The sequence below is a fragment of the Paraburkholderia bryophila genome (assembly GCF_003269035.1).
Lineage (GTDB): Bacteria > Pseudomonadota > Gammaproteobacteria > Burkholderiales > Burkholderiaceae > Paraburkholderia > Paraburkholderia bryophila.
Genome location: NZ_QLTK01000015.1, coordinates 101,079 through 113,188 on the forward strand (window position 1 = coordinate 101,079; position 12,110 = coordinate 113,188).

General features: G+C 63.6%; 13 protein-coding genes. 6 read left to right on the plus strand and 7 right to left on the minus strand.

Going from position 1 to position 12,110, the window contains the following annotated elements:
• Nucleotides 1-80: 80 nt before the first annotated feature.
• Both BX591_RS21295 and BX591_RS21300 read right to left on the minus strand, forming a co-directional pair.
• The gene (locus BX591_RS21295) at nt 81-1,652 is read right to left on the minus strand and encodes an efflux transporter outer membrane subunit (RefSeq protein WP_111933287.1); all 1,572 of its coding nucleotides are present in this window, start codon (nt 1,650-1,652) and stop codon (nt 81-83) included.
• 98 nt (nt 1,653-1,750) lie between these two features.
• A complete protein-coding gene (locus BX591_RS21300; protein ID WP_105508596.1) occupies nt 1,751-2,044 on the minus strand; it encodes an EF-hand domain-containing protein in 294 nt (97 codons plus the stop codon).
• A 432-nt stretch (nt 2,045-2,476) separates the two neighbouring features.
• Here BX591_RS21300 and BX591_RS21305 point away from each other — a divergent pair, with 432 nt between their 5' ends.
• On the plus strand, nt 2,477-2,749 hold the full coding sequence (locus BX591_RS21305) for a hypothetical protein (RefSeq protein ID WP_176343107.1): 273 nt from the start codon (nt 2,477-2,479) through the stop codon (nt 2,747-2,749).
• An 83-nt stretch (nt 2,750-2,832) separates the two neighbouring features.
• On the opposite strand, the gene BX591_RS21310 is transcribed toward BX591_RS21305, so the two are convergent.
• Both BX591_RS21310 and BX591_RS21315 read right to left on the minus strand, forming a co-directional pair.
• Nucleotides 2,833-4,083, minus strand: coding sequence for an arsenic transporter (locus BX591_RS21310; protein WP_111933288.1), 1,251 nt, complete (start codon nt 4,081-4,083; stop codon nt 2,833-2,835).
• A 137-nt stretch (nt 4,084-4,220) separates the two neighbouring features.
• A complete protein-coding gene (locus BX591_RS21315; RefSeq protein WP_111933289.1) occupies nt 4,221-5,237 on the minus strand; it encodes a GGDEF domain-containing protein in 1,017 nt (338 codons plus the stop codon).
• Between the two features lie 236 nt (nt 5,238-5,473).
• On the opposite strand from BX591_RS21315, the gene BX591_RS21320 reads away from it, so the two are divergent.
• The 4 genes from BX591_RS21320 to BX591_RS21335 all read left to right on the plus strand — a co-directional run bounded on the left by BX591_RS21320 (nt 5,474) and on the right by BX591_RS21335 (nt 8,335).
• Nucleotides 5,474-6,028, plus strand: coding sequence for a cytochrome b (locus tag BX591_RS21320; protein WP_111933290.1), 555 nt, complete (start codon nt 5,474-5,476; stop codon nt 6,026-6,028).
• 115 nt (nt 6,029-6,143) lie between these two features.
• The gene (locus tag BX591_RS21325; RefSeq protein WP_111933291.1) at nt 6,144-6,743 is read left to right on the plus strand and encodes a YceI family protein; all 600 of its coding nucleotides are present in this window, start codon (nt 6,144-6,146) and stop codon (nt 6,741-6,743) included.
• Nucleotides 6,744-6,804: 61 nt separating this feature from the next.
• Nucleotides 6,805-7,383: a YceI family protein gene (locus BX591_RS21330; protein WP_111933292.1), complete on the plus strand. Its 579-nt coding sequence runs from the start codon at nt 6,805-6,807 to the stop codon at nt 7,381-7,383.
• Nucleotides 7,384-7,711: 328 nt separating this feature from the next.
• Nucleotides 7,712-8,335 (plus strand): hypothetical protein, encoded by a 624-nt coding sequence (locus BX591_RS21335; protein WP_111933347.1) that lies wholly within the window; start codon nt 7,712-7,714, stop codon nt 8,333-8,335.
• Nucleotides 8,336-8,415: 80 nt separating this feature from the next.
• Here BX591_RS21335 and BX591_RS21340 read toward each other — a convergent pair whose 3' ends face one another.
• On the minus strand, nt 8,416-8,553 hold the full coding sequence (locus BX591_RS21340) for an SDR family oxidoreductase (protein ID WP_276330776.1): 138 nt from the start codon (nt 8,551-8,553) through the stop codon (nt 8,416-8,418).
• Between the two features lie 239 nt (nt 8,554-8,792).
• On the opposite strand from BX591_RS21340, the gene dinB reads away from it, so the two are divergent.
• Nucleotides 8,793-9,959, plus strand: a complete 1,167-nt coding sequence (gene dinB / locus BX591_RS21345) for a DNA polymerase IV (RefSeq protein ID WP_111933293.1) — start codon at nt 8,793-8,795, stop codon at nt 9,957-9,959.
• Here the strand turns inward: dinB and BX591_RS21350 are convergent.
• Nucleotides 9,926-11,395 (minus strand): heavy metal sensor histidine kinase, encoded by a 1,470-nt coding sequence (locus BX591_RS21350; RefSeq protein ID WP_111933294.1) that lies wholly within the window; start codon nt 11,393-11,395, stop codon nt 9,926-9,928. The genes dinB and BX591_RS21350 overlap by 34 nt on opposite strands.
• Nucleotides 11,392-12,078, minus strand: a complete 687-nt coding sequence (locus tag BX591_RS21355) for a heavy metal response regulator transcription factor (RefSeq protein ID WP_028200263.1) — start codon at nt 12,076-12,078, stop codon at nt 11,392-11,394. Before BX591_RS21355 ends, BX591_RS21350 begins: the two co-directional genes overlap by 4 nt.
• Between the last annotated feature and the right edge of the window lie 32 nt (nt 12,079-12,110).

A 12,110-nucleotide genomic window follows, 5' to 3' on the forward strand; every position in this document is an offset into this window, starting at 1 on the left:
CCGTTCGGCCCTTCCCCCAGCGCATTAAAGCGCCCTCGGCCCCGCCCCACTCGTTGTTCGCGCATCGATTCGCCATGTTCTTATTTCCCGTTCTCAGGCTGCGTCACGTTCGCACGCGCCAAAGCGGAACCGGCAGGCGGATTCAGCAACCGCCCCCAATCCGTGCGCTGCGCCATCTGCGTGGCAATCTGCTCGCTGACCACCTGCTGCCCTTGCGCCACCTGCCATCCGCCACCGAGCGCCCGATACAGCGACACGGCCGCAAGCGCCGCCAGCCCCTGGTTTTGCGCAAGCGCATCGCCGTCGCGCAGTGCCGAACGCGAGGCGTCCAGCACCGGATCGTAGGTCACCGAACCCGCGCGATACTGCGCGTTGGCGAGCCGCAGCGCACGCTGCGATGCATCGGATGCCCGCGCCGACGCCGCGAGCGCATCCAGCGACGTGCGTAACGCAGCAATCGCGTCTTCCACTTCCTTCTGCGCTTGCAGCACGGTGTTCTGATAGTCGAGCACCGCTTCCTGAAACGTTGCATCCTGCACGCGCACCGCGTTTTTCAACTGACCGCGATCGAGAATCGGCAGCGTGATGCCCGCCGAAAACAGCCCGATCGTCTTACTGCCCCATTGCGTCAAACCAATGCCGTGCTGCTCGCCCGACGACAGCCCGAATAGCCCGGTCAGCGACAGCGACGGATACAGCTTCGCCTCCGCGGCGCCGATCAGCGCCGATTGCGCCGCCGCGTTGAGTGCGGCCTGACGCACGTCGGGACGGCGCCGCAACAGATCGGCGGGAATACCCACATCGATCTGCGTGGGCGGCACGGGGATCGCCGTGCCGCCTTTGAGTTGCGCCTCGATGGCGTCGGGCGGATCGGCGAGCAGCACCGCCAGCGTGTCGCGATCCTGCGCGCGCGCCTTGATGAGGGGCGGAATCTGCGCTTCGGTTTCGGCCACGAGCGTGGCGGCCTGTTCGACGTCGAGCTGGGTCGCCGCGCCGTGCCGGTAGCGCGCCTGCGTCAGCGTAAGGCTCTGCTGCACCGACTTCAGATTCTGCTGCGCCACCGCGATGCGCTGATCGAGCGTGCGCAAGTCGATATAGGCATTCGCGAGGTCGCCGAACAGCGACACCAGCGCGTTGTCATAGGCGGCCTCCGACACCCGCAGTTGCGCGCGGTCCGATTCGATCTGCCGACGATACTTACCCCAGAAATCGATTTCCCAGCCGGCGTTCACGCGTAAATGCTCGGCCCACAAATGCGTGGGCGGCAACGGGCCGACGCCGCTGGTGTTGATATGGTCCGCGCCCGCCGACGCGCTGCCCGACTGCGGCAGCAGATTTTCCGCGCTGGTCGCGAGTTGCGCGCGCGCCTTGAAGATATGCAGACCGGCCACCTGCAGCGACAGGTTGCGTCGATACGCGCGCTCTTCGAGCGCGCTCAGCACGGGGTCGTTGAACGCGGTCCACCAGGCGGCTTGCGCGGCGGGTGTGGCCTGCCCGGCGTCCGGCAAGGTTTCGAGCCAGCGGTTTTCGAGCGTCACGTCCGGCTGTTTGAAATCGGGGCCGACACTTTTGCAGGCGCTCAACGCCACGCTCATCGAGACGATCATCGACGCGCAGGCAAAGCGCAAACGGCGGGACGTGGCGGATCTCATCGCGCAGGGTTGTGGGTCAAAGGACGGCCGAGGGTCCGGCTGCGCAACGGCTCGCGCGCCGTGCCACGGCCCTACGATCACGCCGATCCCCACGCGGTTCAGTGCGCTGCCCCGCGTTGCTGCATGAATGCCTCGATCTGCGGCAACGTGATATAGCCCGCTTTCTGCGCGTCGATCTCGTCGAAGTGCTTCGCCACCATCGGCATGCCGGCCGCGGCCTGGTCTTTGGTGAGCTTGCCGTCGTGCGTCGTGTTGGCATTCGAGAAACGCGTCTGCAACTGCTGCTCCATACGCTGCATGCGCTGAGGATTACCGGCCTGCGGCGCGGCGGATTGAGCGAACGTAACGGTGGATGCGCAGCACAGCAACACGATGGCGAACAACTTCTTCATGACCGACTCCTTGATGGGTCGTCGAGCGTCGCCTGCTGGTGCCGCGATCCGTTCGATGACAGGCCGAATTCTTGGGCAAGCGCCGGGCGAACGCAATTTCAGAATCATGTCGAGTTATGTCACGACCAGCCGGTGCCGCGATAAGCGCCGCAAAACCGCTTTGGCAAGCACGCCCCCGCAATACAGCACGCACTCCCAACACGCCGTCGCGTCGCGCCGCCAGTTCGGCGTGACATGAAATGAAATGACTTTGCGACGCCGTTTCGACCGCGCTTTGCGTATCTTTCGTCTGCCGGCTCAAGCGATACAGCAAGCGCCATCAGCGCCGCAGCCACCCGCGAAACGCCCCCCGGCTCTCAAGCAATCCGAACCACGCGACAGGCTTTTTCACCGCAGGAAGCACGGCGTCGTTCACCGTCTCAGGAGTACTCCGTGACCCTTCGCCTCGTTTGCGTCTCCACCGTTACCGCCCTCGGCCTCGCGTGGTCGCCGGCCCCATTCGCCCGCACGCTCGCGCTGCTGCCCGCCGCCGTGACCTATGCGCCGCCGCCCCGTCCGGTCTACCGCAACGTGCCGGTCAATCCGGTCTACGTGGCCGCGCCTCCGCTCGCGCCGGTTCGCGTGGCGCTACGGATCGTCGCCACGGCGCCTCGGGCAGCCGCGGATCAGGTAACGATTGCAAAAAAGGCTGTTGAATCAGCATAGGACATGCTGTCGGCAAGATTGCCTGGTGAATTCCCGTTGTGCTGAGGAATGGCGGACGGGACGCAAGCCGCGAGCGCCGCCGCTCAGTTGATCAGGATCCGCGCGCCCAGCGCCAGCACGAGTGCCGGCAACATCACCACCACGCCGACCTTCAGAAACGTCAGGAAGCCGACGTCCTCCCCTTCGCGGCGAATCGCGTTGAGCCAGAGGATCGTGGCCAGCGACCCCGTGATCGACAGATTCGGCCCCAGGTCGACGCCGATCAGCAGCGCGTCGATGACGCGCTCCGGGCTATGCGCCTGCATCACGGTCGAACTGGCGATCAGGCCGGCCGGCAGGTTGTTCATCAGATTGCTGCCCAACGCGATGGCCGCGCCGGCCCACCCCGCGGTGCTCAGTTCGTTGTGCAGCGCCGCGCGCCGCGTCAGCCCGGCAAGCGTCGTGATGACGCCGGTGTGGTCGAGCATCTCGACCAGCACGAACAGCGCGGCAACCAGCGGCAGCACGCTCCACGAGATTTCGCGGATCATCGGCAGCGGCGATTGGCGCTCCTGGATCAGCACGACCAGCGCCGTCAGCGCGCCGAGGATCGCGGTGGGCAGGCCGAGCGGCAGATCGAATGCGGACACCGTCAGCAACGCGACGGCGGTCACCGCAATGCCCGCGAGCGCGACGCGGCCGCTCGCCGACAGGGCGAGCGGCTCCAGATTCGCCTCGCACGTGCCGGCCAGCGCGTCGCGCTGGCTCCAGCGCAGCATCAGGTAAGTCACGACGATGGACAGCAGCGAAGGCAGCGTGAAACGCATCAGCCACGCCCCGAGCGCGGGCGTGTGATTGCCGTACAGCACGATGTTGGCCGGATTCGAGATCGGCAGCACGAAGCTGGCCGCGTTGGCAATGAACGCGCAGACGAACAGCAGCGGCAGCGGGTGGGTCTTCGCTTTTTTGGCGGCGGCGAAGACGGCCGGGGTGAGCACGACCGCGGCCGCGTCGTTGGAAAGAAAGGCGGTGATCACCACGCCGACCAGATAGACCAGCAGGAACAGCCTGCGCGGCGAACCCTGGGCATGATTCACGGCAAGCACCGCGACCCAGTCGAACAGCCCTTCGCGGCGGCCCACTTCGGACAGCAGCATCATGCCGAACAGAAACAGATAGACGTCGGTGCCTTTGCCGACCGCCGCGATCGCCAGATCGACTGGCAGTAGCCCCAGCGACACCAGCAGCAACGCACCGGCCACGGCCCAGACTGCCTCGGGCCATTTGAACGGCCGGGTGATGACGCCGGCCGTGGCGGCCGCGGCGATACCCCAGGAAAGCAAAACGGAATTCAAAACACGAGCCTTGATTAGAGTTCGGACCGCACCGTTGCGGTCGCCATGCAGCATGCGTCGTGGTACGGCCGCTGCCGGCGCTGGGACCGCAAACCTTGTGCCAGCAACGCCGCGGTGTCACCACCGCGCAACCGGGGTCAGCCGACCCGGTTCACCGCCGCGATGCAGTCGCGACCATTGTCTTTAGCGAGGTACAACTGCGAGTCCACCAGATTCACGAACGCCACCGGATCGGCCTCGGCTGCCGGAATGAGTGTGCCGACGCCGAAACTCGCGGTGACCGTCTGCCGGAACGGCGAACGCTCGTGCGCAATTTCTGCCGCCGAGAGCCGGTCGCGGCATCGCTCGACGACTTGCCGCGCGGCTTCCGCGCCGGTATTCGGCAGAATCAGCACGAACTCCTCGCCGCCGAAACGGCCGACGAAATCGCCTGGCCGCACCGCTTCGCTGAGGACGGCGGCCACCCGCTTCAGGCACGCGTCCCCTTGCACATGGCCGTAGTAGTCGTTGTACGACTTGAAGAAATCGATGTCGGCCATGATCAGCGAGAGCGGCGCGGCGTGCCGCTGCGCCGCGTTCCATTCGCGCTGCAGCACGGCGTCGAATTCGCGACGATTGCCGACGCCCGTGAGGCCGTCCTTGAACGACAGCGCTTCGAGTTCGCGTTGCAGTTCGGCCAGCTTCTCTTCGGTCTTCTTGCGCTCGCTGATGTCGAACATGAAGCCGACCAGCGCTTCGACCTCGCCGTTGGCGTTGCGCACCACATGCACCACGTCGCGCAGCCAGACGTATTCGCCGCTGCGCGTCAACGCGCGATAGTCCGCTTCGTGATCGGTGCCCGCCTGCGACTGCGCGACGCAGAATTCGACCACCTTGTCGCGGTCTTCCGGATGCATGCGCGCGGCCCAATCTTCCACGGTTTTCCAGCTCGACGGCGCCCAGCCGAGCAGCGTCTCGATCTGCGGACCGATATAGGCGAACGCCATGGTCGCCCAATCGATCTTCCACGGAATCGCTTTGGTCGATTCGAGCAGGGTGCGGTAGACGGCGGCGTCGTGCTCCATGTAACCTTCCACGCCGGCTGCAGCCGGTGCGGAGTCATGCCGCAGAAAATCCGCGCCGAGCGGTGCGTTGTGCTTGCCAGTACTCGTCATCGATTCAATCCTTCGTCGCCGTCCAGACGCGCAAATTAACACAGCGCCGGATGGGTTCAGGCATTTGCGTATTTGCGCATTGACGCGGTTTATGTATAGCCCGGCGTTTTATTCCGCGGCCATTAGCGTCACCACCACAACGATCTGTTCTCTTCTACCCGTCTATTCAGTTTTCATTGTCCTGCCTACTATCCGCATTCACGTGCGATATCGCACCCCCAACCCACAGCAAAAGAATGAAATCCCGTCCTTCAGATCCTGACCGCTATCACGGAACCGCCATCGCACTGCATTGGCTGATCGCTGCGTTGATCGCCTGCGGTTTCTATATCGGCTGGATCATGACCGATATCCACGGCTTCACGCCGACCAAGCTCAAGTACTTCTCGTGGCACAAGTGGATCGGCGTGACGGTGTTCGCCCTCGCTGTGATCCGCGTGCTGTGGCGCGCCACCCACCGCGCGCCGGCGCTCGATAGCGCCACGCCCACGTGGCAGAAGGCCGCGGCGCATCTGGTGCATGGTCTGTTATATCTGCTGATGCTGGCGATCCCGCTGTCCGGCTACCTTTATAGTTCGGCCGCCGGTATTCAGGTGGTGTATCTGGGCATCGTGCCGTTGCCCACGCTCATCGGCCCGGATCAGGCGCTCAAGGCCACGTTGCGCACGGTTCACGTGCTGCTCAATTACACGCTGCTGGCGCTGGTTGTCATGCACGTGCTGGCGGCGCTCAAGCATCAATTCGTCGATCGCGACGGCCTGCTCGGCAGGATGATTCCGTTCCTCAAATAAGCTCGCTTAACCATCATGAGACAGGTGTAGCCGGTGATTGGCCACAGCCTGTTGGCAATCTAATTCCCAGCGGTGTGCAATCAACGCACGCGGGTTCGATAGGATGCGTACCACTATGAAATCAAACTTTTATCACCTCGCCGCTCGCACGGCGGTTCGCCCTGCGATTCGACCTATCCTCGCCGGCATCGCGGCGCTTTCGCTGTTCGGCGCCGGGCTCGCGCATGCCGACGTCGATGCGAGCAAAAGCAGCGTCATTGCCACCACGAAACAGATGAACGTGCCGGTCGACGGCAAGTTCAAGAAGTTTTCCGCGCAACTGAACTTCGATCCCGCCAGGCCGACCGCCGGCAGCGCCAACGTGTCGATCGACACCGGCAGCTACGACCTCGGCGCGGACGATTACAACAAGCAGGCGCGGGGCAAGGAATGGTTCGACAGCGCGACTTATCCGGCCGCGACCTTTGTTTCCAGCGCGATCGCGCCGGCCGGCGGCAACCAGTACAAGATCACCGGCAAGCTGACCATCAAGGGCAAATCGCAAACCGTCGTGGTGCCGGTCACCGTCACGGCGCAAGGCGCGACGCAAACCTTCGACGGCTCGCTGCCGATCAAACGCTCGCAGTTCGATGTCGGCACGGGCGAATGGAAAGATACATCCGTGGTAGCCGACGAAGTCGTCATCAAATTTCACCTCGTCGCGTCGAAGAAGTAATTCGACACCCAAAGCACCGCAGTTTTTTTAGACACCCTCTTTCAGTCACCTGGAGAACACCTTGAAGAAATCCTTTTTGCTCGCCGCGGGCGCGCTGGCCGCTGCCCTGTCGTTCAACGCAATGGCTGCCGACACGTATCAGCTCGACCCGACCCACACCTACCCGAGCTTCGAAACCGACCACTTCGGCGGCATCTCGACATGGCGCGGCAAGTTCAAGAAGAGCAGCGGCACCGTCGTGCTGGATCGCGCGGCGAAGACCGGCACGGTGGACGTGACGATCGATATGAGCTCGGTGGATATCGGCAACGACAAGCTGGACGCGGAACTGGTCACGGATAAATTCTTCGACGCCGCGAAGTACCCCACTGCAACGTACAAGGGCACGCAGATCCGCTTCGACGGCGACAAGCCGGTTGAAGTGGTCGGCACGTTGACGATGCACGGCATCACCAAGCCGGTCAATCTGAAGATCGAATCGTTCAAGTGCTTCACGAACCCGATGCTCAAGCGTGAAGTGTGCGGCACCGAATCGACCGCCACGTTCAATCGCGACGACTTCGGCATCGACTTCGGCAAGGCTTACGGCTTCAAGATGCAAACCACGCTGCACATTCAGGCGGAAGGCATCAAGCAGTAAACACCGGATTCGGTGAGTATCGAGGCAGTCGCGGTAGCGGGTCGACAGATCCGCAATTACCGCGACCGCTTTCCATTTGACGCGCCGGGTTTTCAGAACCCCATTCATCTGATGAATAGTCCTTTAAAACAGGCGTATTCCGTCATTTACAGGTCATAAGTTCCGGTTTCCGCTCGCCCGAAAACTTGAGCGTGAAGAGCCGCCACATCTCCCCGTTGTTCGCCCGTTTGAACCTCCCGCCTCGACCTTAAAGTCGCCGGCACGGAATGACCTTATCGGGAGACATTGGGTGAATCAGGTGAAACTTGCGGCGCTCGCCGCAACGGTGATGGCAATGACAGCAGCGGCCACGCAGGCCGAGGCTCAGGAAATCTACGCGCACGGCGGCACGCTCGGCGCGGGTGTCGGCGCGGCGCTGCCGCTGAATTCGTGGGCGGGCGTGCATGCGGAATTCGAAGGCTTCGGCCTGTCGCGTTCGTTCAACGTGGACGGCAATCAGTACGACGGCCGTCTGAAGCTTCTGCAAGGCGGCCTGTATGTGGACCTGTTCCCGTTCAGGTCGAGCGGGTTTCGCGTGACCGCAGGGGCGCTGATCAACGACGACGACGTCACGGCCCACGCCGTGCCGAACGCGCAAGGCAACTACAAGATCGGCGACGAGTTCGTGCCGGCCGTGGGCGCCGCGCCGTCCACCACGATCACGCTACCGCGCGTCATGCCCTACCTCGGCATCGGCTATGGTCATAAGCCCGTATCGAAGGGCTTCGGCCTGACGCTCGATCTCGGGGTCGCCTATGGACGGCCGCGCACCTCGTATAACGTGCCGGCGATCTATTCGACGCTTGCCACTCAGGCCAACATCGACCAGGAAGAGCAGAACATCAGCAACAAGGTGGAGCGCTACAAGCTTTATCCGGTCGTGCAGATCGGCGTGAGTTACCGGTTCAACTAACGCGCGGCATTCATCGCGAATGGATCTCGCGATGAGGTGATGACCCGATCGGTTGATCGGTCGATTGGTCGATTGGTCGATCACGCAACCAAATAGCCGCCATCGGCCACTAGCGCGTGTCCGGACACGCAACTCGAATCGTCCGGCGCGAGCAACGCCACGATGGTGGCCATGTCCTCTGCGGCCCCCCTCCGCCCGGCCGGTGTGCGCTCCGGCATGCTCGACGATGCAGGCAAATCGATATCGCATGCGCCGGTCTGGGTTTCATTCAATCGACGGAGTACCTCGCGCTGCCGCGTAGGGAAAGCGCTCGGGCCGATAGTCACTTTTCACTGCACGGCAAGGTACTATGGCGGTTTGGCATCCAGCGCGATAAGCCTTAACGCGACGCAGCAGGGCAAGCGACTTGACCGGGCCACCTGCTGCCGTTATCCCGTTACCGTCGTTACCAACCGTCATGAATTCTGCTAGCCGCCGCATTGCGCATCTCGACATGGATGCGTTCTACGCGTCCGTCGAACTGTTGCGCTATCCGGAACTGCGTGGTCAGGCCGTGGTGATAGGGGGCGGCCGCAACGCCGCACCTCAACTCCTCGAAGACGGCACTCGCCGCTTTGCGAAGCTTCGCGATTACGCGGGCCGCGGCGTGGTCACCACGTCCACCTACGAAGCGCGCGCGCTCGGTGTGTTCTCGGCCATGGGCATGATGAAAGCCGCCCTGCTCGCGCCCGACGCGATTCTGCTGCCCACCGATTTCGATTCCTATCGCCATTACTCGCGCGTCTTCAAGGCAGCGGTCGCGACGTTCACGGATCGGATCGAAGATCGCGGCATCGACGAAATTTATATCGACCTCACCGACCTGCCGGGCGAGCCGCGCGAGATCGCCGCGCGCATCAAGAGCGCGGTCAATGAAGCCACCGGCCTCACCTGCTCGATGTGCGTCGCGCCTAACAAGCTGTTGGCTAAGATCGGCTCCGAACTCGACAAACCCGACGGCCTCACGATCCTCACCCCGGCCGACGTGCCCCTCCGCGTCTGGCCGCTACCGGTGCGCAAAGTCAACGGGATCGGCCCGAAGGCCGCCGAAAAACTCACCGCGCTCGGTTTCGCCACGGTCGGCGATCTGGCGGCGGCGGAAGCGGGACTCTTGCAGGATCACTTCGGGCGCAGCTATTCGGCGTGGCTCATGCAGATCGCGCAAGGCTACGACGAGCGGCCCGTGGTGGTCGAATCGGAGCCCAAGTCGATGAGCCGCGAAACCACCTTCGAACGCGATCTGCACCCGCGTCACGACCGGCCGGCGCTGTCCAGTTCGTTCACGGGCCTGTGTGTGCGGGTCGCTGAAGATCTCGTGCGCAAGGGTTACGTGGGCCGCACCGTGGGCATCAAACTGCGCTACGACGACTTCCGCACGGTCACGCGCGACTTGACGCTGGACGAACCCACCGCCGACGCTGCCGAGATCCGCCGCGCGGCGACCGAATGTCTGCGACGGGTGGAATTGAACCGCAAGCTGCGGCTGCTGGGTGTACGCGTGAGCGCGTTGACGCCCGCCAACGCGCAAACGGTCAAGCCGCGCCGGCCGGTTCAGGCTGACTTGCCTTTCACCAGCGACGAATAACCCGTCGCCTCGGCCGTTGCGTTGGCGCTGTTGCCGGTAGTACTCGGGCGCATGCTCGGCAACGCCGTGTCGATCTGCGAGGCCGCAATCGAAAACGCAAACGTGTTGATGCCATTCGCGCTGTGCGCCGACACGGTGCCGCGATGCATTTCCGCGATCGCCTTCACGATCGCCAGCCCAAGGCCATGGTTTTCGCGGCTATTCGTGCGCGAGACTTCCGCGCGATAGAAGCGGTCGAACAGATGTTCGAGCACGCCGGGCTCGATCGGCTCGCCGGGGTTGGCCACCGCCACCCGCACCTGGTTTTCGACGCGCGCGATCGTTACGCTGATTGCCGCGCCCGGTTCGCAGTGCTGGATCGCGTTCATCAGCAGATTCGTGCAGGCGCGGCCGAATAGCGAGCGGTTCACGCGCGTCTGTGCGTCGCCGCGAAGTTCGGCATGCACGCGTGCCTCCTCGAGCGGAATCTCGAGAAACTCCAGCGTATGCGCCACTTCGGCGGCCAGCGACACCTCGACCAGACCCGTCGCGCGTTCGCCCTGATCGGCGCGTGCGAGGAACAGCATGTCGTTGATGATCGTGCGCATCCGCTCGAATTCTTCGAGGTTCGATTGCAACGTATGACGCAGGTCGTCCACCGAACGATTGCGGGTCAACGCCACTTCGGTCTGGCCGATCAGAATCGTCACCGGCGTGCGCAGTTCGTGAGCCACGTCCGCGTTGAACGATTCGAGACGGCCATACGCGCCGTCCAGCCGTTCGAGCGCACCGTTGAACGAGTTGGCGAGATCGTTCAGTTCGAGCGGCAGCGAAGCGGTATTCAGGCGCTGCGAGCGGTTGTTCGGACTGACCGCCGAAGCGTCGCGCGTCAGGCGCGTGAGCGGCGCGAGACCGAGACGTGTCACCGAATAACTGAGCAGCAGCACCGCGAGACTGCCCAACGCCGACAGCGCGGCGAGCGCCGAGCCGAAGACGCGCATGGTGCGAATGTTCGGCGAATAACTCGCGGCCACCTGCAATTGCAGCGGCGGGCGCGCGTCGTAAGAGGGAATCGTCACCGTGGAAGTCAGCATGTCTTGCCCGCCGCCGGCCGGCTTCACACGCGCGTAGCCGCCCGGCCAGCTCTTCACCACCGTGCCCTCGACCGGTTGCCCGTAGTGAAAATACGGATCGGTGCTCGACACCGAGTACATCGTGCTGGCGTCGTGCGGCGTCATGTCGGTGAGTTTTTCGCGGCACATGCGCCACTTTTCCGGCGTCACCGCGTGATAGACAATGATGCGCGCGATCTGCACGCGATCGTCGAGCGACTCGCGCAGATGGTGTTCGAGCTGCGTGCGCAACACGACGAAGAGTCCCGTGCCGACCAGCGTGAACACGGACAAAGCGACCAGCGCGAACATCAGCGCGAGGCGGCGGGCGATCGACCGGTTCATGTCTGTTCGGCCTCCTCGCGCACTTCGAGCACGTAGCCCATGCCGCGCACGGTATGCAGGAGCTTGGACGGAAATGGACCGTCGAGCTTCGCGCGCAGGCGTTTGATCGCGGTCTCCACCACGTTCGTGTGGCTGTCGAAATTGACGTCCCAGACGAGTTCGGTGATCGCGGTCTTCGACAGAATGTCGCCTTGCCGGCGGGCCAGCACGCTGAGCAATTGAAACTCTTTGGCGGTCAGGTCGAGGCGCACGCCGTCGCGCGTTGCGCGCCTGCCGATCAGATCGACGAACAGGTCACCGACGGAGATCAGTGTGGATTCCTGCGAGCGCGTGCGGCGCGCCAGCGCATGCAGCCGCTCGACCAGTTCGAGGAACGAAAACGGTTTGGTGAGGTAATCGTCCGCGCCTTCGCGCAGGCCGCGCACGCGGTCGTTCACATGGTCGCGCGCGGTCAGCATGATGACGGGCGTGGATTTGCGCATGCGCAGCGCCTTCAGCACGCTGAAGCCGTCGCGTTTGGGCAGCATCACGTCGAGCACGATCACGTCGTAATCGAACTCGGTGGCCAGATGCATGCCCTCCTCGCCATCTAGCGCGACGTCGACGACCCAACCCTGCTCTGTCAAACCGGAGCGCAGATAATCCACCACCTTGTGCTCGTCTTCAACAATCAGCAATTTCATGCGCGTCCCCTTGTCTGTGCATTATACGAAAC

Bases quoted from the DNA above. Each gene is read 5' to 3' on its own strand.
- BX591_RS21335 (WP_111933347.1), top strand. From the start codon at position 7,712: ATGGCAATGACAGCAGCGGCCACGCAGGCCGAGGCTCAGGAAATCTAC.
- BX591_RS21340 (WP_276330776.1), bottom strand. From the start codon at position 8,553: ATGCCGGAGCGCACACCGGCCGGGCGGAGGGGGGCCGCAGAGGACATG.
- dinB (WP_111933293.1), top strand. From the start codon at position 8,793: ATGAATTCTGCTAGCCGCCGCATTGCGCATCTCGACATGGATGCGTTC.
- BX591_RS21355 (WP_028200263.1), bottom strand. From the start codon at position 12,078: ATGAAATTGCTGATTGTTGAAGACGAGCACAAGGTGGTGGATTATCTG.
- BX591_RS21325 (WP_111933291.1), top strand. From the start codon at position 6,144: ATGAAATCAAACTTTTATCACCTCGCCGCTCGCACGGCGGTTCGCCCT.
- BX591_RS21350 (WP_111933294.1), bottom strand. From the start codon at position 11,395: ATGAACCGGTCGATCGCCCGCCGCCTCGCGCTGATGTTCGCGCTGGTC.
- BX591_RS21315 (WP_111933289.1), bottom strand. From the start codon at position 5,237: ATGACGAGTACTGGCAAGCACAACGCACCGCTCGGCGCGGATTTTCTG.
- BX591_RS21320 (WP_111933290.1), top strand. From the start codon at position 5,474: ATGAAATCCCGTCCTTCAGATCCTGACCGCTATCACGGAACCGCCATC.
- BX591_RS21300 (WP_105508596.1), bottom strand. From the start codon at position 2,044: ATGAAGAAGTTGTTCGCCATCGTGTTGCTGTGCTGCGCATCCACCGTT.
- BX591_RS21295 (WP_111933287.1), bottom strand. From the start codon at position 1,652: ATGAGATCCGCCACGTCCCGCCGTTTGCGCTTTGCCTGCGCGTCGATG.